At 60.3% G+C, this 23,891-nt stretch carries 28 protein-coding genes; 14 read left to right on the top strand and 14 right to left on the bottom strand.

Annotated elements, in window-relative coordinates; translation table 11 throughout:
* Window positions 1–25 precede the first annotated feature (25 nt).
* Window positions 26–439, bottom strand: a complete 414-nt coding sequence (locus GV819_RS08205) for a VOC family protein (protein WP_161755361.1) — start codon at window positions 437–439, stop codon at window positions 26–28.
* 46 nt (window positions 440–485) lie between these two features.
* Between GV819_RS08205 and GV819_RS08200 the strand changes: the two genes are divergently transcribed.
* Complete coding sequence (locus tag GV819_RS08200) at window positions 486–1,412, top strand: LysR substrate-binding domain-containing protein (protein WP_161755359.1); 927 nt, start codon at window positions 486–488, stop codon at window positions 1,410–1,412.
* Here the strand turns inward: GV819_RS08200 and ribD are convergent.
* The 6 genes from ribD to GV819_RS08170 form a co-directional block, all read right to left on the bottom strand.
* The gene (gene ribD, locus GV819_RS08195) at window positions 1,391–2,497 is read right to left on the bottom strand and encodes a bifunctional diaminohydroxyphosphoribosylaminopyrimidine deaminase/5-amino-6-(5-phosphoribosylamino)uracil reductase RibD (RefSeq protein ID WP_161755357.1); all 1,107 of its coding nucleotides are present in this window, start codon (window positions 2,495–2,497) and stop codon (window positions 1,391–1,393) included. The genes GV819_RS08200 and ribD overlap by 22 nt on opposite strands.
* Window positions 2,494–4,197 carry a WD40 repeat domain-containing protein gene (locus tag GV819_RS08190; RefSeq protein ID WP_161755355.1) on the bottom strand — a complete coding sequence of 568 codons (1,704 nt, stop codon included), beginning with the start codon at window positions 4,195–4,197 and terminating at the stop codon, window positions 2,494–2,496. Before GV819_RS08190 ends, ribD begins: the two co-directional genes overlap by 4 nt.
* A gap of 83 nt (window positions 4,198–4,280) precedes the next feature.
* Window positions 4,281–4,880: a GTP cyclohydrolase II gene (locus GV819_RS08185; RefSeq protein WP_161755353.1), complete on the bottom strand. Its 600-nt coding sequence runs from the start codon at window positions 4,878–4,880 to the stop codon at window positions 4,281–4,283.
* 67 nt (window positions 4,881–4,947) lie between these two features.
* Window positions 4,948–5,955 (bottom strand): formylglycine-generating enzyme family protein, encoded by a 1,008-nt coding sequence (locus tag GV819_RS08180; RefSeq protein WP_161755351.1) that lies wholly within the window; start codon window positions 5,953–5,955, stop codon window positions 4,948–4,950.
* A gap of 57 nt (window positions 5,956–6,012) precedes the next feature.
* Entirely contained in the window at window positions 6,013–6,753 is a 741-nt protein-coding gene (locus GV819_RS08175) for a class I SAM-dependent methyltransferase (RefSeq protein WP_161755349.1), read from the bottom strand.
* A gap of 96 nt (window positions 6,754–6,849) precedes the next feature.
* Window positions 6,850–7,296, bottom strand: coding sequence for a DMT family transporter (locus GV819_RS08170; RefSeq protein WP_161755347.1), 447 nt, complete (start codon window positions 7,294–7,296; stop codon window positions 6,850–6,852).
* A gap of 223 nt (window positions 7,297–7,519) precedes the next feature.
* Between GV819_RS08170 and moaC the strand changes: the two genes are divergently transcribed.
* Genes moaC through moaE form a run of 3 tightly spaced genes read left to right on the top strand, consistent with a single transcriptional unit; the run spans window position 7,520 to window position 8,686 of the window.
* Window positions 7,520–7,993, top strand: coding sequence for a cyclic pyranopterin monophosphate synthase MoaC (moaC, locus tag GV819_RS08165; protein WP_161755345.1), 474 nt, complete (start codon window positions 7,520–7,522; stop codon window positions 7,991–7,993).
* On the top strand, window positions 7,990–8,232 hold the full coding sequence (locus GV819_RS08160; RefSeq protein ID WP_161755343.1) for a MoaD/ThiS family protein: 243 nt from the start codon (window positions 7,990–7,992) through the stop codon (window positions 8,230–8,232). The genes moaC and GV819_RS08160 overlap by 4 nt, the downstream gene beginning before the upstream one ends.
* Before the next feature lies 1 nt (window position 8,233).
* Window positions 8,234–8,686 (top strand): molybdopterin synthase catalytic subunit MoaE, encoded by a 453-nt coding sequence (moaE, locus tag GV819_RS08155; RefSeq protein ID WP_161755341.1) that lies wholly within the window; start codon window positions 8,234–8,236, stop codon window positions 8,684–8,686.
* Window positions 8,687–8,830: 144 nt separating this feature from the next.
* Here the strand turns inward: moaE and rhlB are convergent, their stop codons facing one another.
* Complete coding sequence (gene rhlB, locus GV819_RS08150; protein ID WP_161755339.1) at window positions 8,831–10,321, bottom strand: ATP-dependent RNA helicase RhlB; 1,491 nt, start codon at window positions 10,319–10,321, stop codon at window positions 8,831–8,833.
* Window positions 10,322–10,418: 97 nt separating this feature from the next.
* Window positions 10,419–11,075, bottom strand: coding sequence for an alpha/beta hydrolase (locus tag GV819_RS08145; protein WP_161755337.1), 657 nt, complete (start codon window positions 11,073–11,075; stop codon window positions 10,419–10,421).
* A gap of 473 nt (window positions 11,076–11,548) precedes the next feature.
* On the opposite strand from GV819_RS08145, the gene GV819_RS08140 reads away from it, so the two are divergent.
* The 4 genes from GV819_RS08140 (at window position 11,549) to GV819_RS08125 (ending at window position 15,707) form a co-directional block, all read left to right on the top strand.
* Window positions 11,549–12,577: an amino acid ABC transporter substrate-binding protein gene (locus GV819_RS08140; RefSeq protein ID WP_161755335.1), complete on the top strand. Its 1,029-nt coding sequence runs from the start codon at window positions 11,549–11,551 to the stop codon at window positions 12,575–12,577.
* A 65-nt stretch (window positions 12,578–12,642) separates the two neighbouring features.
* A complete protein-coding gene (locus tag GV819_RS08135; RefSeq protein ID WP_161755333.1) occupies window positions 12,643–13,824 on the top strand; it encodes an amino acid ABC transporter permease in 1,182 nt (393 codons plus the stop codon).
* Window positions 13,825–13,834: 10 nt separating this feature from the next.
* Complete coding sequence (locus GV819_RS08130; RefSeq protein WP_161755331.1) at window positions 13,835–14,932, top strand: amino acid ABC transporter permease; 1,098 nt, start codon at window positions 13,835–13,837, stop codon at window positions 14,930–14,932.
* 10 nt (window positions 14,933–14,942) lie between these two features.
* Window positions 14,943–15,707 (top strand): amino acid ABC transporter ATP-binding protein, encoded by a 765-nt coding sequence (locus GV819_RS08125; protein ID WP_161755329.1) that lies wholly within the window; start codon window positions 14,943–14,945, stop codon window positions 15,705–15,707.
* Window positions 15,708–15,772: 65 nt separating this feature from the next.
* Here GV819_RS08125 and GV819_RS08120 read toward each other — a convergent pair whose 3' ends face one another.
* Both GV819_RS08120 and GV819_RS08115 read right to left on the bottom strand, forming a co-directional pair.
* Entirely contained in the window at window positions 15,773–16,255 is a 483-nt protein-coding gene (locus GV819_RS08120) for a type II toxin-antitoxin system MqsA family antitoxin (protein WP_161755327.1), read from the bottom strand.
* Window positions 16,252–16,563 (bottom strand): type II toxin-antitoxin system MqsR family toxin, encoded by a 312-nt coding sequence (locus GV819_RS08115; protein WP_161755324.1) that lies wholly within the window; start codon window positions 16,561–16,563, stop codon window positions 16,252–16,254. The genes GV819_RS08120 and GV819_RS08115 overlap by 4 nt, the downstream gene beginning before the upstream one ends.
* Before the next feature lie 164 nt (window positions 16,564–16,727).
* Between GV819_RS08115 and GV819_RS08110 the strand changes: the two genes are divergently transcribed.
* From GV819_RS08110 to GV819_RS08090, 5 genes are all read left to right on the top strand, one after another.
* On the top strand, window positions 16,728–17,387 hold the full coding sequence (locus GV819_RS08110; RefSeq protein ID WP_161755322.1) for a FadR/GntR family transcriptional regulator: 660 nt from the start codon (window positions 16,728–16,730) through the stop codon (window positions 17,385–17,387).
* 13 nt (window positions 17,388–17,400) lie between these two features.
* On the top strand, window positions 17,401–18,672 hold the full coding sequence (locus tag GV819_RS08105) for a CynX/NimT family MFS transporter (RefSeq protein ID WP_161755320.1): 1,272 nt from the start codon (window positions 17,401–17,403) through the stop codon (window positions 18,670–18,672).
* A gap of 99 nt (window positions 18,673–18,771) precedes the next feature.
* Complete coding sequence (locus GV819_RS08100) at window positions 18,772–19,242, top strand: nuclear transport factor 2 family protein (protein ID WP_161755318.1); 471 nt, start codon at window positions 18,772–18,774, stop codon at window positions 19,240–19,242.
* Window positions 19,243–19,297: 55 nt separating this feature from the next.
* Window positions 19,298–19,606: a GIY-YIG nuclease family protein gene (locus GV819_RS08095; protein ID WP_161755316.1), complete on the top strand. Its 309-nt coding sequence runs from the start codon at window positions 19,298–19,300 to the stop codon at window positions 19,604–19,606.
* 87 nt (window positions 19,607–19,693) lie between these two features.
* A complete protein-coding gene (locus GV819_RS08090; RefSeq protein WP_161755313.1) occupies window positions 19,694–20,629 on the top strand; it encodes a glutathione S-transferase family protein in 936 nt (311 codons plus the stop codon).
* Between the two features lie 124 nt (window positions 20,630–20,753).
* On the opposite strand, the gene GV819_RS08085 is transcribed toward GV819_RS08090, so the two are convergent.
* Together GV819_RS08085 and yejK are read right to left on the bottom strand one after the other, a co-directional pair.
* A complete protein-coding gene (locus tag GV819_RS08085) occupies window positions 20,754–21,107 on the bottom strand; it encodes a glutaredoxin family protein (RefSeq protein ID WP_161755311.1) in 354 nt (117 codons plus the stop codon).
* Window positions 21,107–22,111, bottom strand: a complete 1,005-nt coding sequence (gene yejK / locus GV819_RS08080; RefSeq protein ID WP_161755309.1) for a nucleoid-associated protein YejK — start codon at window positions 22,109–22,111, stop codon at window positions 21,107–21,109. Before yejK ends, GV819_RS08085 begins: the two co-directional genes overlap by 1 nt.
* Before the next feature lie 394 nt (window positions 22,112–22,505).
* Between yejK and GV819_RS08075 the strand changes: the two genes are divergently transcribed.
* The gene (locus GV819_RS08075) at window positions 22,506–22,787 is read left to right on the top strand and encodes an HU family DNA-binding protein (protein WP_003440137.1); all 282 of its coding nucleotides are present in this window, start codon (window positions 22,506–22,508) and stop codon (window positions 22,785–22,787) included.
* A 94-nt stretch (window positions 22,788–22,881) separates the two neighbouring features.
* Here the strand turns inward: GV819_RS08075 and rlmF are convergent.
* Window positions 22,882–23,891 (bottom strand): 23S rRNA (adenine(1618)-N(6))-methyltransferase RlmF (rlmF, locus tag GV819_RS08070; protein ID WP_161755307.1); only part of this gene is annotated, 1,010 nt, incomplete at its 5' end.

Here is a 23,891-nt window from a genome sequence, read left to right as displayed (position 1 = left end):
TCGCTCCTTGACGTCAATTTCAGTTTCAGTAGATCGGCCAGCAACCTGGCGTCAGCAGTTCAACCAGGTTCTCGTCCGGATCTCGGAAATAAATGCTTGAGCCGCCCTTGGGCCACTCGGTGCGACCTTCCAGGGGAATGCCTGATCGATTCAGGTGTTCCTTCCAGGCGGGCATGTCCTGTTTGTCGATGGCGAAGCACACGTGAATTCGCCCGCTGGCGTCGTGGGGCGGAATTTCTCCCCCGCTGAGGTACTTGGTGTGCAGGGACGCCCCCCGCTTGAACAGCAACAGGGTATTCTGGTCGGCGATGTTGAGCGCCACGAGCACGTCACTCTCGACCATGACTTCAAGCTCAAAGGTTTTTGAGTAGAATTGCTTGGCAATTTCGAGATCGTTGACGTACAGGGCGGTTTCAATAATCCGTTTGAGTTGAAGCATGTGTTGCTCCTTTTGGGAGGGTGCTCCCTGAGTTGGAAATGACAGGATGGTCACGGTCTTACTGCGCAATATCGATTTGAATCTGTTGGTGGTGCTCGATGCGCTGCTGACGGAAAAACACGTCACCCGCACGGCCCTGCGCCTGCACTTGAGCCAGCCGGCAATCAGTCATTCGTTGAGTAAGTTGCGCGGGCTGCTGGACGATCCGATCCTGATTCGCCGTGGCAGTGAACTGGTGCTCAGTTCTCTGGCACAGAACCTCCAGGAGCCGCTGCGGGAGATCCTCGGTCAGATCGAAACCCTGTTCGGCAAATCCATCGACTTCGACCCCGCCAGCTCGCAGCGTATTTTCACCTTGGCGATGTCCGACTATGGTGCGGCGATCATCTTGCCCAGACTGTTGGTGCGTTTGCGCCGGGATGCGCCGAACACCACGCTGCTGGTGACCCAGGACAGTCGGCATGGGATGTTCGAACAGGTGGCCCACGGCAAGATCGACCTGGCCCTGGGGGTGTTTCCCAACCTCTCTGGAGACATCTCCACCGAGGTGCTGTTCGAGGAAACCTTCTCTTGTCTGCTGGACCGTCGCACCCTGCCTGTGAATGGTGTGCTGGATCTGCCCAGCTATCTGGCCCGCCCGCACATCCAGGTGTCGATGGATGGCGGTGCCAACGGCGAGGTAGACCGCCTGTTGCGGGATGAGGGCCTGCAACGGCGGATTGCCGTCAGCGTGCCCCACTGGCGGACCGCACCCAGCATGATTCACAACACCGACCTGATCCTGACCGTGGCCACCCGCACCCTGGACGATGTCCTGGTCAATCAAGACCTGGTGCAGTTGAGCCCGCCGTTGCCGATTCCACCTTTCCCCTTTGTGCAGATCTGGCACCAGCGATTCAATGATGAGCCTGCTCATACCTGGTTGCGTGAGCAGGTCAAGCAAGTGGTTGCTCATGGCGAACTCGGTGGTTGAGCCGGTCGCAAGCGCAAGCGCAGGTCCGGTCCCAGCTGACTGACTTCATACAGGGTGAAATCCAGGGTGTGTTCCAGGTGCTCTAACTGCGGCAGGTTGACCAGTGGGCGAGCCAGGTTGCCCAGCAGGCGCGGAGCGACATACAGCAGCAGTTCATCCACCAGTTGCGCCTTTAACAGGTTGCCGGCCAGGGTCGGTCCGGCCTCGACCATCAGCTCATGCAAGCCGCGCTGGCTGAGCTTGTGCATCAGTTCCTGCAGGTCCAGACCCTGTTCATTGCCGGACAGGCCCATGACCTGATCGCTGTCCGAATTGGCGAGCGGACAGTCGCGATGCACCACATGCAGACTCGGCGCCTGGTTGTCGAACACCCGGGCTGCGAGGGGCACGCGCCCCTGGCTGTCGAGCACCACACGTACCGGAGGTAGGGCCTCCGGAGAGGACAGCTGGCGTACCGTGAGCAACGGGTCATCGGCGAGCACGGTGCCGCTGCCGGTGACAATTGCCGAGCTGCGGGCCCGCCAGTACTGCACATCGGCCCGCGCCTGGGCGCCAGTGATCCACTTCGAGCGCCCATTGTTCAGGGCACTGCGGCCATCCAGGCTCATGCCCATCTTCAACTGTACCCAGGGGCGCTGGCGCTGGACCGAGGACAGGAAGCCACGGTTCAACTCCTGCGCCGCAGCTGCCAACAGCCCCACCCTGACTTCGATACCGGCGCTGCGCAGGTGGGCAATGCCCTGACCGTCGACCTGCTTGAAGGGGTCCTGGTGGGCGACCACCACGCAGCTCACGCCGCTGTCGATCAGCGCCTGATGGCAGGCGCCGGTACGTCCGACATGGCTGCAAGGCTCCATCGTCACGTAGGCGGTGGCGCCCCGCGCCAGGGCACCGGCCTGGCGCAGGGCAAACACCTCGGCATGCGGCCCGCCGGCCCGGCGATGCCAGCCTTCGCCGACGATCTGCCGGCCGTGGGCGATCACGCAGCCCACCCGAGGGTTGGGCCAGGTGGAATGGCTGCCTCGCTCGGCCAACGACAACGCGGTTTGCATGTGTTGAAAGTCGACTTCGCTGAAATACGTCATGCGCGCGCTGACTGTACGGCTGCCTGAAGGTTGATCGGATAGATCCGGCCGTCGTAGGCACTGGCCAGGAAGCCATCGCCACTGGCGTTATGGGTTAGGCAGGAAATACCGCTGGCGGTAGGTTTCACGACGGTCGCCCAGGCGCGTTTTTCCAGGTCGAAGACTGCGATTGTGCCGCCATAGCTGCCGGTGGCGATCTGCGAGCGGTCCTTGGAAATGGCGATGCACTTGATCGAGTGGCGGTGGGGGGTGTCGAAAACTTCGCTGCTGCCGTCGCGCCACAGGCGCAGTTTCAAGTCGCGGCCGATGCTGGCGAAGCCGCCTTGAATCTCTGTGCAGCCGTTGGAGATCCGCTCGTGTGCCTTGTCCAGGTAGGTCTCCAGCTGGAAGTCGGCAATCCGGAAGAACGCCGCAGCGGCGGTGGCGCAGACGCTGAAGAGATAGGTTTCGTCGGCAGCGATGCCCTTGATGGCGTTGTCGTGCATACGTACTTCGGTGAGGAAGCGTGGCTGCTGGTGCTCCAGGGAAAAGATCAGCGCTTCACCGGTGTAGGTGCCGATGGCCGCGTGCAATTGGCCATCCTTGATGAAGGTGGCGCCACAGTTCAGTGGCGAGCGGTGCTGGTACACCATGTCGCCGGTGCGGGCATCGAACACGGTGCCCATCTGTCCGCCGGTCAGGACGCTGTCGCCAAACGGCAGCAGGAAGTTACACAGGCTGCCGGCCTTGACGCTGGGTTGGCCATTGATATGCAGGATGCCGGCATCACCGATGCTGTAGATGTCCTCGCCGACCACGGCGACGGCATTGAGACTGATGGCCGGCTCGATGCCGCTCAGGTCCCAGGCCTGGGTATTGAAGTCCCAGGTGGCGTAGCTGGAACCGAAGGTGACGAACGCGATGCGGTGAGTGCCCAGGAGCGCACAGCTGCGTGGCCAGATGATGCTGGGCAACGAGGTTTCGGCGGTCTTGACCAGGCGGTTGTCCTGCTGGAGGTGCCAGAGCATCACGGAGCGGTCATAGCTGAGGCTGATCAACAGGCGCTGGGCGTCATCCCAGATGATGCGCTTGATCCCGGCGCTGTGGGCCGGCTGCAGGTGCGTACCCTGGTGGCTGATGATGGAAATCTTGCCTTCGTCGTCACCGGCGAAAATGATGCCTTCGCGTGACAGGGCCACGGTGTCGGTTTCCACACCGCCCAAGTCGATGGTTTCCAGTTGCTGCCCGGTGTTGGCGTCCCAGCGCCGGATCGAGCCGTCATCACTGCTGGACACCAGGGTTTGGCCGTCGGCCGACCAGCACACGGAGATCACGTCGGCGGTGTGGCCCTGGAGGATCTTCAGGGTTTGGCCGTCGAGGTTGAACAGGCGGATGCTGTGATCCCGGGAGCTGGTAGCGATGGTTTGGCCGTCTGGTGAGAAGGCGGCCATTTCGATGTCGTCATCATGGCCAATGAGCACGGCCTTCAGGCGCAGGGATGGCACTTCCCAGACTCGTGCGGTGTAGTCGCTGCTGGCACTGACCAGCAAGGTGCCGGTGGCGTTGAACGCACACTGATTGGCCAGGTGGTCGTGGAGTACCCGCTGGATTGGGGTTTTGGTCCTGGCGTCCCAGAGGATGACCTGATTGTCGTAACCGGCAGTAGCGACGTAGATGTCCTTGAACGTGGCAATACCGCTGATGGGCCCGAAATGTCTCATGAATTATTGTCCTTAATAATGAAGTTGACGTACGACGGGCAGCCGTCCCCCGTCCCGCAGATCCGGGGGGCGCGCTGGCGCTACTATTTGACTAGGTTGATCTCGTGATTCTTTTTGTCTTTCTTGGCTTGCAGGTAGTGGGTGTTGTGCCGGGTAAGAAAGACTCCGGTGGGAATGATGCTGTCCACCGTGATGCCGTTGTCCTTGAGGGCCTGGACTTTGTCCGGGTTGTTGGTAATCAGGCGGCAGCGGTGAATATCGACGGCCTTGAGCATCTTCGCGGCCATGGAGAAGTCCCGGCCGTCCTCAGGGAAGTTCAGGTGGCTGTTGGCTTCGAAGGTGTCCATGCCGCCGTCTTGCAGGCGATAGGCATCCAGCTTGGCATACAGGCCGATTCCTCGGCCTTCCTGACGCAGATAGATCAGGTAGCCGCCTTCTTCCTGCATGCGTGCAATCGACTCGCCGAGCTGCGGGCCACAGTCGCAACGCTGGGAGTTGAATACATCCCCGGTCAGGCATTCGGAATGAATGCGCACCAGGGGAGTGGTTTCACTGGCAGGGCCGAGCTTGATCAGCAGGTGTTCATGCTCGGCATCCAGGCCGCGGAAGCTGTAGAAGGTGCCGGGTACGCTGGAGTCATTCAGCGGTATGTCAACCTGGTTTCTTACATTGAAGCTGTTCATGGATATCCTTTCCGTTCTTGAGTATTGAACGTGTAGTTTTTTGGGTTGCAAGGGTGGATGGGTGACCTTAGAGGCTCTCGGCGAGCCGGAAACCCATCACGTAGATTTCCCGTGGGTATTTGCCATGCCGGCGGCAGTTGCGCGCCAGGTCGCGAAACCGGGTGAAACTGCCGCCGCGGGCGATGCGATGAGCGCCGACCACGGTGACCAGATCGTCGGTTATCGCTTTGCCTCCGGGGTAGGGGGCGTAGTCGTCGGCCACGTATTCTTCAACGTTGCCAGCCATGTCCATGCACCCGAAGGGTGATGCGCCCTGGGCCAGGGCGCCAACGGCGGTGGTGGTGAACAGGCCCAACTCTGCGGTGTTGGCGTGCAGGGGCAGGAAGCTGTCGCCCCAGGGGAATTCGAGGTTTTCATGCCCGGCTGCGGCAAACTCCCATTCGGCCTCGGTCGGCAGGCGGAACGACCGCCCGGTGCGTGTGGACAACCACTGGACATAGGCATCTGCATCCGTGGCGTTGAGGCCATAGACCGGGTGGTTGGCGCGCTCCCTGGGAAACTGCCCGAACGGCCAGTTGCTGGGGATGTTGGGGTGCCGTGAGTCTTCGAGAAAGGCTCGGTACTCCAGGTTGGTCACCGGGTATTTACCGATGGCATAGGGTTTGAGTTCGACGCTGTGCCGGGGGACTTCCTTTTCAATCCAGCCACGATCAAGCCCCAGGCCTTGCATGTTGCGCATGACCTGCTCGACGCGCGACTCCTGCAGTCCGATCTCTACCTGGCCACCTTCGATGTTGATCATCGGTGGGTTGAGTACATCCAGGCGAGGGTCCATGGTCTGGGCCAGCAGGCGTGCCGAAGCCAGGCGCCATGACAAGGGCGAGTCTGGGTTTTCCACCCCCTGGGCCAGTTGCTCAGCCGATTTATCAGAGAGTTGTCTCCAGACAGCCAGTGGCAGCGAAAGCTCGATGCCAGGCTGGAAATGCTCCGCCAGCCCCATTAGTTGCCTGTCGGTCATGTCGGTTGTCAGGGGGCCGTCAAACCGTGGCCAGTGGGCAAAACCCTTGGATTTCATAGTACTTCTTGTCCTGCATCTGATCTGAGGTAGGAAGAATGCGACTGCAGTTGGTTGTCACAGGGTGCAGATCAGTCCGGTTTGCAGGCAGTTGCCTTCAAAGTCGTCCCAGTAGCCTTGAGGGTGTTTGGCGCGGTTGGCGACAGAAATGATCGGCTTTTGCCATTGGAGCTTGGAGAACCCGGCCTTGAGAATCGCGCGCTCGTAGGTTTCACGGCTCCAGCGATGAAAGGTGAAGGCGCTGGGGGGCTGGGTGACGAATTCGGCGTGATGGCGAAAGCCGCCTTCGTGAGGTTCTTCGCTGAGCACGTGGACCCCGTACTTGGTGAAGTTGCCACGGTTGAGGCAAAAGCCCGGATCCACGGTGTAGGCAATGAGCTTGCCGCCGGGGAGCATGTTCTGGGCCACCACCTTGAACATGTTTTCCAGTTCCTCTGGCGATTGTGCGTAGTTGAACAGCCAGGCGGCGGTGACGCGGTCGAAACGCCCCAGGACGCCCATCTCGCAGACGTTGGCCACGTGGTATTCGATGGCTTCCCGGTTGCTTGCCGACTCCTTGCGGGCCAGTTCGATCATGGATGAGGAGATGTCCACGCCGACGACTTTGCTGGCGCCTTGGTGATAGAGCTCGCGGCCGAAGTAGCCGAAGCCACAGGCGAGGTCCAGGACAGATTTGCCTTTGATGTCACCGACCATATGGAAGAATGTTTCGGTTTCCACCGAGCGTTGCGATGCGGTGTCGGTGAAATCTTCGAAACGTTCTCCGATGGCATCATAAGTTGCGGTTTGGCTGGTCATTGTTCACCTATCCAGTCTGCTGGTTATTTTTAACTTTTCGGGATGAAAGTGGTTGGGCAGATTGTTTTTATGTAGTTGCAGGAAAGTTGCCTTGTGTTATCCGCGAGTCGTAATAACGAACCCACTAACAACAACGAGTATGCCGATGATTTTTTGTGTGCTTATTGTCTGGCGAGGCAAACCTACCAAACCGAAATAGTCGATAAACAACGAAATGATCAATTGGCCGAGAATCACCGCCATGATGAAATTCAGTGCCCCGAGGCGTGGAGCCATGAGTAATGCGACGGTGATATAGAACACACCTGCGATCCCGCCCATCCAGATCCACCAAGGGCCATCGTAGGCGGCGGCAAAGTTTGGTCGAGGGACTTTTATGAAAATGAGGACGGCAATAAGTGCTACCAGGCTAACGATCAGGGATATACCTGTGGCCCAGAGTGGGTGGCCAAGTAAGTTTCCAAGCTTTGAGTTTGTCCCGGCTTGTAGTGGAACTGCGAAGCCAGCTAGAAGACTAAGAAGAATTGATGCCAGAAACGTCATTGATTCGAATTCCTTTTTTTGGATTTGTACTTTTATAAGTATGTTGGCGCCAATTCTTTGTTCTAATGACGGGTATTCGTCGCACTGATTGTCTTCGTGGAGCCTGGATCTAAACGCTCTGTCGAGACGTGGTGAGGGTTTTTCTACAGGCTGGCAATCAGGCAGGTATGCGAGAAACTGACCCGCAGGTTTACAATCGCAACACCTGATCAGGAGTAACGCCGTGCTGACTCATCTCGATTCCCAAGGTCGCGCCAATATGGTCGACGTCACCGACAAGGCTGTGACGTTCCGTGAGGCCGTAGCCGAAGCGCGGGTGCGCATGCTCCCGCAAACCCTGCAGATGATCGTCAGTGGCGGTCATCCCAAGGGCGACGTGTTCGCCGTGGCACGCATCGCCGGGATCCAGGCGGCGAAGAAAACCAGTGACCTGATTCCTTTGTGTCATCCGCTGATGCTGACCAGCGTCAAGCTCGAACTCAGCGCCGAAGGCCAGGACAGCGTGCGTATCGTGGCGCGCTGCAAGCTGTCCGGGCAGACCGGGGTGGAGATGGAAGCGCTGACCGCCGCCAGCGTTGCTGCGCTGACCATCTATGACATGTGCAAGGCCGTGGACCGGGGCATGATTATCGAAGGCGTGCGGGTGCTGGAGAAGCTCGGCGGCAAGAGCGGCCACTACCAGGTGGATCAGGCATGAAGATCAAGGTGAAGTTTTTTGCCCGTTATCGTGAAGCCCTGGGGCGCGATGAGATCCAGCTTGAAGGGGACTTTCGCACGGTTGAGGATGTGCGCCAGGTATTGGTGTTGGGGGAGGGCGCCGAAGTATTGCGCGAACAGAACCTGATGTGCGCCCGCAACGAGGACCTGTGCCAATTGGACGAGCCCTTGGTGGAAGGCGATGAAGTAGCATTTTTTCCCACCGTTACCGGAGGCTGAGATGGCGATTCGTGTGCAGTCTGCGGCCTTCGATCCCGGTGCTGAAGTCAATGCCATGCATGCGGCCAATGCCGGTGTTGGCGCGGTGGTGAGTTTTGTCGGCTACGTGCGCGACTTCAACGATGGGCGGGACGTGCACGGAATGTTCCTGGAGCATTATCCGGGCATGACCGAAAAGGCCTTGGGGAAGATTGCCGTGGAGGCTGAGCAGCGCTGGCCGTTGCTCAAGCTGGAGCTGTTGCATCGGGTGGGCGCGCTGGAGCCGGGCGAGCCGATTGTCTTCGTCGCGGCCGCCAGTGCTCATCGCCAGGCGGCCTTCGATGCCTGTGCCTTCGTCATGGACTTCCTGAAGACCCGGGCGCCGTTCTGGAAGAAGGAGCAGACGGCCGAAGGCCCACGTTGGGTCGAAGGGCGCGACAGCGACCATGTCGCGGCCGATCGCTGGAAGCCTTGAGGGGGCGTTGCCCGTCATGTGCCTGCGATAGGGCATGCTCGGGAGCGCAACAAGCAGCGGCCAGCGCTCCGGCAGCGCTGGCCGAGCAGGCAAAAAAAACGCAGCCCTCTGGCTGCGTTTTTTGGTTTTACGGATGTCCCGCGCTTACGGACGCTTGCGCTCCACTGGGCGCAACAGCTCGGTAGGCGGTGTCTCGCAGCTGATCTTGTGCCCCAGCAGGGTTTCGATCGACGGCAGTTGGTAGGAGTCATCCTCACCGGCAAAGCTGATGGACACGCCATCGGCACCGGCCCGGCCGGTACGGCCAATACGGTGCACGTAGTCATCCGGCACTTCCGGCAGGGTGAAGTTGATCACGTGGCTGATGCCGTCGATGTGGATGCCGCGGCCGGCCACGTCGGTGGCCACCAGGACGCGGATCTTGCCTTCGCGAAAGCCTTCCAGGGTCTTGATCCGCTTGTGCTGCGGCACGTCGCCGGACAACTGCGCAGCGTTCACGCCATCGCGTACCAGGCGCTCTTCGATACGCCGCACTTCATCCTTGCGGTTGGCGAAAACCATCACCCGCTCCCAGCCGTTGTCGTTGACCAGGTTGTACAGCAGCTTGTACTTGTCGGCACCGGCGACCGCATAGATGTGCTGTTCGACATTCTGGTTGGCGACGTTCTCGGCTTCGATCTCGACGATCGACGGGTCGGTTGTCCACTGCTTGGCCAGGTTCATCACGTCTTCGGTGAAGGTGGCGGAGAACAGCAGGGTCTGGCGTTCGCTCTTGGGCGGGGTCTGGCGAATGATCTGGCGCACTTGTGGAATGAAGCCCATGTCGAGCATGCGGTCGGCTTCGTCCAGCACCATCACTTCAACCATGTCCAGGTGCACGTCGCCGCGTTGGTTGAAGTCCAGCAGACGGCCCGGGGTCGCTACCAGGATGTCGCAGTGACGGGCTTCGAGGTGCTTGAGCTGCTTGTCGAAATCCATCCCGCCGACAAAGGTCATCACGTTGAGGCCGGTGTATTTGGTCAGCGCCTCGGCGTCCTTGGCGATCTGCACCACCAGCTCCCGGGTCGGGGCGATGATCAGTGCCCGTGGTTCGCCCATGTAGCGCTCTTTCGGCGGAGGGGTCTGCAGCAGTTGGGTGATGATCGAGACCAGGAACGCGGCGGTCTTGCCGGTGCCGGTCTGGGCGCGGCCAATGGCGTCTTTGCCGGCCAGGGTGAAGCCCAGGACCTGGGCCTGGATCGGCGTGCAGTAAGGAAAGCCCAGGTCCTGGATGGCGTGCATCAGTTCCGGTGCGAGCTTGAAGTCGTGGAAACGGGTCTTGCCTTCCTGGGGCTCCACCACGAAGTCTTCAAGTTTCCAGGTGCTTACCGGTGGTTTCGGCGCGCGTGGGCGACGAGGTTGTTCGATCTTGGGTTGCTCGGCCTTGGGCTTCTCTTGGCGCGGTGCTTTGGGAGCTGAAGGGGCGGCCGGTGTGTTCACCGGTTCTTTTTTAGCTGCGGTAGCGGGCGCACTCCGTTCCGGCTGACGGCCGTCATTGCGGCTGCTGGAACTGGGGGAAGGGGCGCTGGTGCTGGGCGCGAGCGGCTCAGCCTCGCTTTTACCGAAGATCTTCTTGAGTGCTTTGAGCACGGTCATCTCATCAATTGGTTAAGGAATGTACGCCGGCCAGTGTAATGCAAGAAACGGGCGCGGCGTAGTCTGTTGCTCTGCGGACTCGTGCAACGCGTATTTTCTAGCGCAAACGCTCGCTCAACCAGGTGCCGATGTCGCGGATTTCCTCGGGTAACACCTCATGTTCCATTGGGTATTCCTGCCATGTCACGGTGACACCATGCTGCTTGAGGTACTCATAAGCCGTGCGGCCCATGGCGTTCTGCACCACTTCATCGTACTGGCCATGCAGCGACAGCACTGGAATCCGCTGCTGGCTGGCCGAAAGCTGCAGTTCATCGCTGAAGGTCGGGGCATAGGTGGACAGGGCCAGTACGCCACCCAGCGGGCCTTGCCATTTGAGGAAGGCGGTGTGCAACACCACCGCGCCGCCCTGGGAAAAACCCGCGAGGAAAATTCGCGATGCGTCTATTCCGCTGGCGCGTTGTTCTTCGATCAGTCTGATGACCTCCTCAGATGATTCATCAAGCTGTTCACGGCTAATGGCCCGAGCCGGGTTCATGGCCAGAATGTCGTACCAACTGGGCATGGCATATCCGCCATTGATGGTCACCGCGCGAGTCGGTGCCTGGGGCAGGACGAAGCGCGTACTCAGGAGTGTTTCCTGCAGCGCCTCGGCCACCGGCAGAAAGTCGTAACGGTCCGCTCCCAGGCCATGAAGCCAGATCACACAGGCGTCTGCGGGCTTGTTGGGCTGAAGAATCAAGGGCTCGGTCATGGCTGCTCCAATGTTGTGCGTGCGCGCCGATTGAGTGCGTGATTGAAGGGCGCGGCAAGTTGATCTGTGACGAAGATGTCGCAACGTTGAATGTTTTGCTATTGACCACTGGCTGAAACGCTTTAGCCGGGACTGTGGTATGGGCTTTGCTATGGCTCAGAAAGAGGAGTCGAGGTGATAGCGCTCTCTGCCGGCGGTAACACTAACAGGCACCGCGGGCGGTGGGCTAGCCAGGCTCCTCTGATGGACGTTCGCCAATAGCCGCTACGGGCTCTGCGAACTCATAGGGCTACAGCCCGTTCGGTCGATTGGTGAGAGGTAGGTCCCCCTTTATGTGGATTTCTCCTACTAGACTCATAGCTAATGTCTTACGCCGCTTGACCCTATAAAAAGCCGACAAGGGTCAACAGCGCCTCATGAGGGTGCGGCAGGACTCAAGCTCCGACACAACAAGAGCAAGACTGGAGGTTTGAATGAAGATGTTGAAATCCACCCTGGCCGTTGTCACGGCGGCTGCAGTACTGGGTATGAGCGGTTTCGCACAGGCGGGTGCGACCCTGGATGCAATACAGAAGAAAGGTTTCATACAGTGTGGCGTCAGTGATGGTTTGCCGGGCTTCTCGGTACCGGACGCGACCGGCAAGATCCTCGGTATTGACGCCGATGTCTGTCGTGCTGTTGCAGCGGCGGTATTCGGCGATGCGACCAAGGTCAAGTTCAGCCAGTTGAATGCCAAGGAGCGCTTCACCGCGCTGCAATCCGGCGAGATCGACGTGCTGTCGCGCAACACCACCTGGACCAGTTCGCGTGATGCGGGCATGGGCCTGATGTTCGCCGGCGTGACTTATTACGATGGCATTGGCTTCCTGGTGAATAAGAAGCTGGGTGTGAAAAGCGCAAAAGAGCTGGACGGTGCGACCATCTGTATTCAAGCCGGTACCACTACCGAGCTGAACGTGTCGGACTACTTTCGCGGTAATGGCCTGAAATACACCCCGATTACCTTTGATACTTCTGATGAAAGCGCCAAGTCGTTGGAGTCCGGTCGTTGCGACGTGCTGACTTCCGACAAGTCCCAGCTTTATGCACAGCGCAGCAAGCTGGCGACCCCGACCGACTATGTCGTACTGCCGGAAACCATCTCCAAGGAGCCTTTGGGCCCGGTGGTGCGTAAAGGCGACGAAGAGTGGTTCAGCATCGTCAAGTGGACCCTGTTCGCCATGCTCAACGCCGAAGAGGCGGGCGTCACTTCGAAGAACGTCGAAGCTGAAGCCAAATCCACCAAGAACCCTGATGTTGCACGTCTGCTGGGCGCGGACGGTGAATACGGCAAAGACCTGAAACTGCCGAAGGACTGGGTAGTACAGATCGTCAAGCAAGTAGGTAATTACGGTGAAGTGTTCGAGAAAAACCTCGGCAAGAGCACGCCACTGGCCATCGACCGCGGCCTGAACGCGCTGTGGAACAACGGCGGCATCCAATACGCACCACCTGTGCGCTGATGGTTCTATCGCCCGGCGGGCCAACCGCCGGGTGATGTTCTGTTCCATTATTCCTGGGGCACTTCATGCAAAATTCAATCGGCGCACCCAAGCAGAGGCTCAGCCTCAGCGATCCGCGTGTGCGCGCCTGGTTATTCCAGATCATCACCCTGGTGGCGGTGGTCTCGTTGGGCTGGTTTCTATTCGACAACACGCAAACTAACCTGGCGCACCGAGGTATTACCTCGGGTTTCGACTTTCTTCAGCGCAGCGCCGGTTTCGGCATCGCTCAGCACCTGATCGCCTACACCGAGGCGGACAGTTATGCCCGGGTGTTCGTCATCGGCCTGCTCAACACGCTGCTGGTGACTGTTATCGGGGTCGTCCTGGCGACCCTGCTGGGGTTCATCATTGGCGTGGCGCGGCTGTCGCAGAACTGGATCATCAGCAAGCTGGCGACGGTGTATGTGGAGGTGTTCCGCAACATTCCGCCGCTGTTGCAGATTCTGTTCTGGTACTTCGCGGTGTTCCTGACCATGCCGGGGCCGCGTAACAGTCACAACTTCGGCGATACCTTCTTCGTCAGCAGTCGTGGCCTGAACATGCCGGCGGCGCAGATGGCGCCGGGGTTCTGGGCCTTCGTCGCGAGTGTGCTGCTGGCCATCGTCGCCATCGTGCTGATGTGCCGCTGGGCCAACAAGCGCTTTGAAGCCACCGGCGTGCCGTTCCACAAGTTCTGGACCGGCCTGGCATTGCTGCTGGTGATTCCGGCGCTGTGCACGCTGGCCTTCGGCTCGCCGGTGCACTGGGAGTTGCCGAAGCTGCAAGGTTTCAACTTCGTCGGTGGCTGGGTGCTGATCCCCGAACTGCTGGCCCTGACCCTGGCCCTGACCGTCTACACCGCGGCGTTCATCGCCGAGATCGTGCGTTCCGGGATCAAGTCGGTGAGCTACGGCCAGACCGAGGCGGCCCGTTCCCTGGGGCTGCGCAACGGTCCGACCCTGCGCAAGGTGATCATTCCCCAGGCCTTGCGGGTGATCATTCCGCCGCTGACCAGCCAATACCTGAACCTGGCGAAGAACTCGTCCCTGGCGGCCGGTATTGGCTATCCGGAAATGGTTTCGCTGTTCGCCGGCACGGTGCTCAACCAGACCGGCCAGGCGATCGAGGTCATTGCCATCACCATGAGCGTGTACCTGGCAATCAGCATCAGCATTTCCCTGTTGATGAACTGGTACAACAAGCGCATTGCGCTGATCGAGCGGTGAGGAAGCGCCCATGACGACTCATACTTTCAAGCCCGATATGCCGCCGCCCAGCAGCAGTATCGGGGTCTTGGCGTGGATGCGCGCCAACATGTTCTCCAACTGGCTCAACACCCTGTTGACCCTGTTTGCCTTCTATCTGATTTACCTGGTCGTGCCGCCGCTCGTGCACTGGGCGATCCTCGATGCCAACTGGGTTGGCACCACCCGGGCCGACTGCACCAAGGACGGCGCCTGCTGGGTGTTCATCCAGCAGCGCTTTGGCCAGTTCATGTACGGTTATTTTCCGCTGGAGTTGCGCTGGCGGGTGGACCTGACCGTGTGGCTGGCGGTGATCGGTGCGGCGCCGTTGTTCATCTCGCGCTTTCCCCGCAAGGCGATCTACGGGCTGTGCTTCCTGGTGTGGTACCCGATCGTTGCCTACACCTTGCTGCACGGCGGTTATCTGGGGCTGAGCAATGTCGCCACTAGCCAGTGGGGCGGGTTGATGCTGACCCTGGTGATCGCCACTGTGGGCATTGCCGGGGCCCTGCCCCTGGGGATCCTGCTGGCATTGGGGCGACGTTCCAACTTGCCGGCGATCCGCGTGGTCTGTGTGACCTTCATCGAGTTCTGGCGCGGCGTGCCGTTGATCACCGTGCTGTTCATGTCATCGGTGATGCTGCCGCTGTTCCTGCCCGAGGGCATGAACTTCGACAAGCTGCTGCGAGCCTTGATCGGGGTGATCCTGTTCCAGTCGGCCTATGTGGCCGAGGTGGTGCGTGGCGGTCTGCAAGCCATTCCCAAGGGCCAGTACGAAGCGGCTGCCGCCATGGGCCTGGGCTACTGGCGCGCCATGGGCCTGGTGATTTTGCCCCAGGCCCTGAAGCTGGTGATCCCCGGCATCGTCAACACCTTCATCGCCCTGTTCAAGGACACCAGCCTGGTGATCATCATCGGCCTGTTCGACCTGCTCAACAGCGTCAAGCAAGCCGCCGCCGACCCCAAGTGGCTGGGCATGGCCACCGAAGGCTATGTGTTCGCGGCCCTGGTGTTCTGGATTTTCTGTTTCGGTATGTCCCGCTACTCCATGCATCTGGAGCGCAAGTTGGACACAGGCCACAAGCGTTAGGAGTATCTCCATGAGTGAAGCGAGCAAAAAGCCTGTGGGCCCTGAAGGCATTATTCAGATGCAGGGCGTGAACAAGTGGTACGGCCAATTCCACGTGTTGAAGGACATCAACCTCAATGTGCGTCAGGGCGAGCGCATCGTCCTGTGCGGGCCTTCGGGGTCGGGTAAATCCACCACCATCCGTTGCCTCAACCGACTCGAAGAACACCAGCAGGGGCGTATCGTGGTAGACGGTGTGGAACTGACCAACGACCTCAAGCAGATCGAGGCCATCCGCCGGGAAGTGGGCATGGTGTTCCAGCACTTCAACCTGTTTCCGCACCTGACCATCTTGCAGAACTGCACCCTGGCGCCGATGTGGGTACGCAAGATGCCCAAGCGCAAGGCCGAGGAAATCGCCATGCACTACCTGGAGCGGGTGCGTATTCCGGAGCAGGCCAACAAGTATCCGGGCCAGCTGTCCGGTGGTCAGCAGCAACGGGTGGCGATTGCCCGGGCACTGTGCATGAAACCCAAGATCATGCTGTTCGACGAGCCCACTTCGGCCCTGGACCCGGAGATGGTCAAGGAAGTGTTGGACACCATGATCGGCCTGGCCGAAGACGGTATGACCATGCTCTGTGTCACTCACGAAATGGGCTTTGCCCGGACCGTGGCCAATCGGGTGATCTTCATGGACAAGGGCGAGATTGTTGAACAGGCGGCGCCAAACGACTTCTTCGATAATCCGCAGAACGAGCGCACTAAGTTGTTCCTGAGCCAGATCCTGCATTGATCCTGCTGCAGGGCCCGCGCTGAAGATAAACCCGGACCGGCTCCGGGTTTATTTTTGCCCGGTGTTCAACTGCCGGCAGTACCGAGCTGTGGTTCGGGTAGGTCGCTGGAGGCCGAGGGCGTCAGTTGGGGTTCGCTGAGATCCAGTACGTCCTTCATCAACTGCGGGTGGCGATCGAGCAGGCGCATCAGCATGTACAGCGGTTGGGGCGCGCCGACTTCGCCACGCTCGTAGCGGGAAAAGGCATTGTGCCCGCCGCCCGACAGCAGCCTGACCGCTTCCTTCTGGGAAAGGTGCAGCTTGCGGCGGATGCGTTTCATGTCTGCGGCGACGATCTGCCGGTAATCCTCCAGCAATTGATCGCCCGCGGCGGCGTAGCGTTCTGCGCTCGCTGCGTCGAATTCGATCTCACCGCATTCCTGGCATTCCCAGCCGGCCAGGCCATGGAGGTGACGCAACAGGTGCCGGTAGTCGATGAGCTCGCTGCGCTGCTCGAACGCCAGCATGCCGGTCGGGGCGCCGCAGCTGTAGCACTGTTGTCGTTTCATGTGTCTGCCTCCTTGAAGGAGATCACTGGCGGCCCTATGCCGGGGCGATGGGGGATCTTGATGGAGAGCGTCCGGTTATCGGTGCCGGTGTAATACACGTCCTGCCACACCCGGTGATCGCAATAGGTGGTCATCGATTTGTAGAACATGCTGCCCTGGAGTCCGGCTATCACTCGTTGCATGGCGGCCAGGGACAATCCGAGTTCTTTGCCGCAGAGCAACGCGCTTCGAGTGAAGGCTTGTGCCCCTTGCCGAACGACCTGCGCCTTGATCAGCGAGAGATCGTGATGAGGTGTTTTCTTTTCCATGAGACACCTTTGATGCCTGATTGAAACTACCCTTATAGGGTTTTTATCAAGGCCTGTTTGAAATGGCGAAAGTGCCTCCTCCAGCCTAAAACGTTGAACTCTCGGAAAATCCTGAATACCATGTCGGGCAATTCATCCGATGATTGGATGACTGAGTGAGTCTAATGAGCGAAATTTCCCCCCTGATCAAGCGATCCTTGGTCGACCAGGCCCTGGAACAACTGCGTTCACGTATCAATAACGGCGCCTGGAGCGTCGGCCAACGTCTGCCCACCGAGCCTGAGCTGGCCAGCGAGCTGGGCATCAGCCGCAATACCGTGCGCGAAGCCATGCGGGTGCTGGCGTTCTCCGGGCTGATCGAGATCCGCCAGGGCGACGGCAGCTACCTGCGGGCGGTGGCCGATCCCTTGGACATGCTCCAGGCCCTGTCCCAATGCTCCCTGGAGCAGGCCCGGGAAACCCGGCAGATCCTTGAAGTGGAGGCGGTGGGCCTTGCGGCCCTGCGTCGCACCGACGAGGACCTGCGTGCCCTGAACGAAGCCTTGCAGGCCAGCGGCGGGCATTTTCATGGTGATCTGGAAAGCTACATCGCCTGCGACCTGGTGTTTCATCAGGGCCTGGTGGATGCCGCGCACAATCCGACCCTCAGTCAGCTGTACCGCTATTTCTCCAGTGTGGTGGTCGCTCAGTTGCGCCAGACCTTGATGGTCACTCCGCGCCGCCAGGACGTCTTCGACCTGCATCAGCAACTGCTGGATGCGATCGAGCAGGGCGACCCCGAACGGGCCAAGAACCTCTCCCGCCAGTTGATCAACGAATCCTGAATCCGAGACCGCCATGTCCAACCACCAGGCACCCCCTGATACCCTCGCGCCCCCTGAATTGCTGATCGACGCCGAGGCCGATGACGAAGAAGTCCAGCAGGCTCCAGCGCCAGTACACCGCCCTTGGCTGTTGCTGCTGGGGTTGATCCTGGTGGCACTGAACCTGCGCCCGGCGTTGGCGAGTATGGCGCCGCTACTCAGTGACGTCTCCCTGCACCTGGGGTTGTCGGCGGCCAAGGCCGGGCTGCTGACCACCTTGCCGGTGTTGTGCCTGGGGTTGTTTGCGCCACTGGCGCCGCTGCTGGCCCGGCGTTTCGGCGCTGAGCGCGTGGTCCTGGGGATCTTGCTGACCCTGGCGCTGGGCATTGTGGTGCGCAGTTCCTTCGGTGAGTTCGGGGTCTTTGCCGGGAGCATCCTGGCGGGCGCCAGCATTGGCGTGATCGGGGTGCTGCTGCCGGGTATCGTCAAGCGCGATTTCGCTAAGCACGCCGGCACCATGACCGGGGTCTACACCATGGCCTTGTGTCTGGGAGCGGCTATGGCGGCCGGCGCCACTGTGCCCCTGAGCCATCGTTTCGATGACAGCTGGGCCGTGGGCCTGGGCTTCTGGGTGGTGCCGGCGTTGGTGGCGGCACTGTTCTGGCTGCCGCAAGTGGGGCAGAAACACGGCGCCCACCATGTGGCTTTCCGGGTGCGCGGACTGCTGCGCGATCGCCTGGCTTGGCAGGTGACTTTGTACATGGGCCTGCAGTCCTCGTTGGCCTACATCGTGTTTGGCTGGTTGCCGTCGATCCTTATCGGTCGCGGGTTGACCCCGACGCAGGCCGGTCTGGTGCTGTCGGGCTCGGTGATCGTGCAGCTGGCCAGCTCCCTGGCCGCACCCTGGCTGGCGACCCGCGGCAAGGATCAGCGCCTGGCCATCGTGATTGTCATGCTGATGACCCTGGGCGGCCTGTTCGGTTGCCTGTATGCACCGATCGAGGGACTGTGGGGCTGGGCGATCCTGCTGGGCCTGGGGCAGGGCGGTACCTTCAGCCTGGCCCTGACCCTGATCGTCCTGCGTTCGAGGGACACTCACGTGGCTGCCAACCTGTCGAGCATGGCCCAGGGCATCGGCTACACCCTGGCGTCGATGGGGCCTTTTGCGGTGGGTCTGGTACATGACTGGACGGGCGGCTGGGACGCCGTGGGCTGGATCTTCGCGGTGCTCGGTTGCGGCGCGATAGTTGCTGGGTTGGGAGCGGGTCGCTCGCTGTATGTACAGGTGCAAAGCGAGAGAATCTGATGGGCCTCACTGTCGGTATTTGCGCGGCAAATGCCGATAGTGTTCTTCAGGGTTGCGGATTATTGTGCTGGCATCCCTATGCCTTTCCGGAGTCCGTCCATGAGTGATGCCCAGCGCGCCCTGATCACTGAGTTCTATCAAGCCTTCCAGCGGTTGGATGCCGAGGCCATGAGTGCCTGCTACACCGAGGATGTGCTGTTCAGCGATCCGGCCTTTGGCGAGCTGCGCGGACGTGATGCCGGTGATATGTGGCGCATGCTCACCTCTCGAGCCAAGGACTTTTCCCTGACCTTCGATCAGGTGCGTGCGGACCAGAACTCAGGTGGCGCGCACTGGGTCGCCACCTATCTGTTCAGCCAGACCGGCAACACGGTGGTCAACGATATCCAGGCGCGCTTCGTGTTTCGAGATGGCAAGATCTGTGAACATCACGACCATTTCGATATGTGGCGTTGGGCGCGTCAGGCCCTGGGCACCAAGGGCTGGTTGCTGGGCTGGACGCCATTGTTGAAAAACGCTGTCCGTGCCCAGGCCCGCAAAGGCCTGAAGGCCTTTCAAAACGGTCGCTGAAAGCCATCCTCTGCTAAGATCGCGGCTTGTTATCCACAAGCCTCGATGCCCTTTTGTGACCCGTCCTGTTCCCTCTTCCATCGCTGAAGCAGCTTCGCCATTGGTGGACCGCAAACCCTGGTTCGTCTATCTGGTGCGCGCCGCCAATGGCGCCCTGTATTGCGGCATCAGCGATGATCCGGTCAAGCGCTTCGCCAAGCACCAGAGTGGCAAGGGCGCACGGTTCTTTCTTTCCAGCCCGGCGGTGGCCCTGGTCTATACCGAGCTTTGCCGGGACAAGAGCGAGGCCCTGCGCCAGGAGCGGTTGATCAAGAAACTCAAGAAGAGCGCCAAGGAATGTCTGGTGGCGGGTGCATCAATCTGACTGATAGGTTTCCATCAGTGGGATCTGTAGGCCGCCAAGGGATTGCAGGCTAAGCTCAGTCCTCCCTCTCTTCCGGCGGACCCCAGTATGTCAGAGTTGATCCTGCACCATTACCCGACCTCTCCCTTCGCCGAAAAAGCCCGTTTGCTGCTGGGCTTCAAGGGGCTGTCCTGGCGCTCTGTGAAAATTCCCCCGGTGATGCCAAAGCCTGATCTGACCGCCCTGACCGGTGGTTATCGCAAGACCCCGGTGCTACAGATCGGCGCTGATATCTACTGCGACACGGCTTTGATCGCCCGGCGTCTGGAGCAGGAGAAAGCCTCGCCGGCGCTGTTCCCCGAGGGCCAGGAAATGATCAGCGCGACCTTCGCCGCCTGGGTCGACTCAGTGGTGTTCCAGCACGCCGTGACCCTGGTTTTCCAGCCGGAATCCGCCGCTGTACGTTTCGGTAAGTTGCCACCGGACGTGGTCAAGGCGTTCTTGGCCGATCGCGCCGGGCTGTTCAGTGGTGGCAATGCCAGCCGTTTGCCCCTGGAAGTGGCCAAGCATCAATGGCCAACCATCATGGCGCGCCTGGAGCAGCAGTTGCAGCGCGAACCGGGGGACTTCCTGTTTGGCGAGCCGTCGATTGCCGATATCGCCCTGGCCCACCCGCTGTGGTTCCTCAAGGGTACGCCGGTGACTGCACCGTTGGTGGACGAGTATCCGGCGGTGTCCGCCTGGCTGGCGCGGGTGTTGGGCTTTGGACATGGCTCCTTCACTGAAATGAGCGCCGAAGAGGCCCTTGAGGTATCGCGCAGCGCTACCCCGGCGCCGCTGCCGGATGAGCAGTTGGTCGACCCCAACGGTTTCACGGCGGGCCAGCAAGTGGTGATTGCTGCGACCGACTATGGTGTCGATCCGGTGGCGGGAGAGTTGTTGTTCGCTGGCACTGAAGAGCTGATCCTGCGCCGTGAAGACCCTCGCGCCGGCGTGGCGCATGTGCACTTCCCACGGCTGGGTTTTCGCATTCAGCCTCAGTGACACAAATCTGCGCTTGGTAGCGACAGGTGTTGTCGGCGCTGGCTTGCTAGCGAAGGCATATTCAGGGACGGCGCACGATTCGAAGACGTCCTCGCCGGCAAGTGGGGCCCCTTCCGACCGGCGCTTAGCGTTTCAAAGCCGCCATGATCCCGTCGGGGTCATAGGTGCGGATCAGAGTGCCGTTGACATCCAGGATCGGAATGCCCGCACCGCCCAGGGCGGTGTAGGCCTTGCGCGCCTCGGCGTCTTTCTCGATATCGAATTCCTTGAAAGGGATGCCCTTCTGATCAAGAAAGCGCCGAGTGGCCTTGCAGTAGCCACACCAGTCGGTGGCGTAGAGCACCACCTGGGCCTGGTTGCGGATCTCTTCTGAGACCACCGCCGAAGGATTGAACAGCCGTTCGATCTTGCCCCAGTTCTGATACAGCACGACCACCAGCAGGATCAGCAGGAACTTCTTCAGCACGCCCTGGAGCATCAGTTGCGGCGCTTGAGCTGATCAGTCAGTTGGGTCGGCAAGCCCTTGATGATCAGGGTCCCGGCTTCTTCGTCGTACTCGATCTTCGAGCCCAGCAGATGCGCCTCGAAACTGATGGACAGGCCTTCGGCACGACCGGTGAAGCGGCGGAACTGATTGAGGGTGCGTTTATCCGCTGGAATCTCCGGTGACAGCCCGTAGTCCTTGTTGCGGATGTGATCGTAGAAGGCCTTGGGGCGCTCTTCGTCGATCAGTTCGGACAGCTCTTCCAGCCCCATGGGCTCGCCGAGCTTGGCCTGGCTGCTGGCGTAGTCCACCAGGGTCTTGGTCTTTTCCCGGGCCGACTCTTCCGGCAGGTCCTCGCTTTCGACGAAGTCGCTGAAGGCCTTGAGCAGGGTGCGGGTCTCGCCCGGGCCGTCGACACCTTCCTGGCAGCCGATGAAGTCGCGGAAGTACTCCGAGACCTTCTTGCCATTCTTGCCCTTGATAAAGGAGATGTACTGCTTGGACTGCTTGTTGTTCTGCCACTCGGAGATGTTGATCCGCGCCGCCAGGTGCAACTGGCCCAGGTCCAGGTGCCGGGACGGGGTGACGTCCAATTGGTCGGTCACTGCCACGCCTTCGCTGTGGTGCAGCAGGGCGATGGCCAGGTAGTCGGTCATGCCTTGCTGATAGTGGGCAAACAGCACGTGGCCGCCCACCGACAGGTTGGATTCTTCCATCAGCTTCTGCAGGTGTTCCACCGCCACCTTGCTGAAGGCAGTGAAGTCCTGGCCGCCGTCGAGGTACTCCTTCAACCAGCCGCTGAAGGGGAATGCGCCGGACTCTGGATGGAACAGGCCCCAGGCTTTGCCCTGTTTGGCGTTATAGCTTTCATTGAGGTCGGCGAGCATGTTCTCGATGGCCGCGGACTCTGCCAATTCGGAATCGCGGGCGTGCAGAACTGCTGGGCTGCCGTCGGGTTTTTTGTCGATCAGGTGGACGATGCAATGGCGGATCGGCATGGGCTTCTCGGCTGATTGAAGGGGGAGGGCGGGCTCCCCGAAAAAGTGCCCAGTGTACCGCACACACTGGTTTTGGCGCGGTTTGCCGGGCGATGAACGGCTCGTCGGTAAGGCTTATGCATTTTTTTACCGATTTAGAGCAATAAAGCTGACCAAATGGCTAGGTAGAGGCGGATATTTCCCCGTCTGTGTGCTAGTTTTGCCCCGTCTTACGCGATGTCTCAGCGTTAAGCGTGCATTCAGCATTTGTCGGGTCGAACCAAACCCTGATTTCGGTATCTATAACCCCGATTCGTCGTGGTTGTAACCGGGGTGCCAGATTCACAAGATCTGGCTCGATGGCTGACACTGCACTCTGCAATCCAAATGAATTTGATAGGGAAGGAACACCACAATGGCTATTACTAAAGACCAACTGATCGCTGATATCGCTGAAGCTATCGACGCGCCGAAAACCACCGCGCGTAACGCCCTGGACCAACTGGCTCAGATCGTTGCTGATCAATTGGAAAATGGCGGCGAAATCACTCTGCCAGGTATCGGCAAGCTGAAAGTGACCGAGCGTCCTGCCCGTACTGGCCGTAACCCATCGACTGGCGCTGCCATCGAAATCGCTGCCAAGAAAGTTATCAAGCTGGTTGTGGCTAAAGGCCTGACCGACGCTGTTAACAAGTAATACTTGCAGTGAAACCGTGCTCAGGAGCTTTCCGGGCACGGTTTGTGTGACACCGATTCACGCAAGGTGAATCGACGCTCAATCCCCCCGCCTCTCAGTTCTTCCTTACCCAGCGTTCCTGACTCCAGGCCTGTTGCTGTGCCTTGTCCTTGAAGGTCCAGGCGACGAAGCGACTCTGTTTCTGTCCCTGGGACATTTCCACCACCTGGCGTTCCAGGGCTCCGGCCTTTTTCAGCGCGCTTTCAATCGCCGGCAAGTTCGAGGCCTTTGACACCAGGGTGCTGAACCACAGCACTTGCTGGCCGACGCTGGCGCTTTCGCTGATCAACTGACTGACGAAGCGGATCTCGCCCCCCTCGCACCACAGTTCCCTGGCCTGACCGCCGAAATTCAACACTGGCAGCTTGCGCTTGGGATCGGCTTTGCCCAGGGCTCGCCATTTGCGCTGGCTACCGCGGGTGGCTTCGTCCAGTGACGCGTGGAAGGGCGGGTTGCACATGGTCAGGTCGAAACGCTCGGTGCTTTCCAGCAGGCCACTGAGGATCTGCCTGGGGTTGCCTTGCTGGCGCAGGCTGATGGCCTTGTTCAAGCCGTTGGCCTGGACAATGGCCTTGGCGGCGGACAGGGCGGTGCTGTCGATGTCCGAGCCGAGGAACTGCCAGCGGTAGTCGCTGTAGCCGATCAACGGGTAGACGCAGTTGGCACCGACCCCGACGTCCAGCACCCGGACCGCTGCGCCGCGAGGGATTTCCCCCTGGTTGTGGCTGGCCAGTAGGTCGGCGAGGAAATGCACATAGTCGGCGCGGCCTGGCACCGGCGGGCAGAGGAAGTCTGCCGGAATATCCCAGTGGGCAATGCCGTAGAAGGCCTTGAGCAGCGCCCGGTTGAACACCCGTACCGCTGCCGGGTCGGCGAAGTCGATGCTTTCCTTGCCGTAGGGGTTGAGGATCACGAACTGGCCCAGCTCCGGGGTGCTCTTGATCAACTGCGGGAAGTCGTAGCGCCCCTGGTGGCGATTGCGCGGGTGCAGGCTGGCCTTTTCCTTGGGGGCGGCGGCTTTGGCTGGGGAGTTTGGCTTGGGCTTTTTGCGCGGAGGCTTGGGGG

This window comes from Pseudomonas sp. Fl5BN2, from assembly GCF_009908205.1.
In the GTDB taxonomy this organism is placed as follows: domain Bacteria; phylum Pseudomonadota; class Gammaproteobacteria; order Pseudomonadales; family Pseudomonadaceae; genus Aquipseudomonas.
This window is presented reverse-complemented; position numbering and strand designations above follow the sequence as displayed.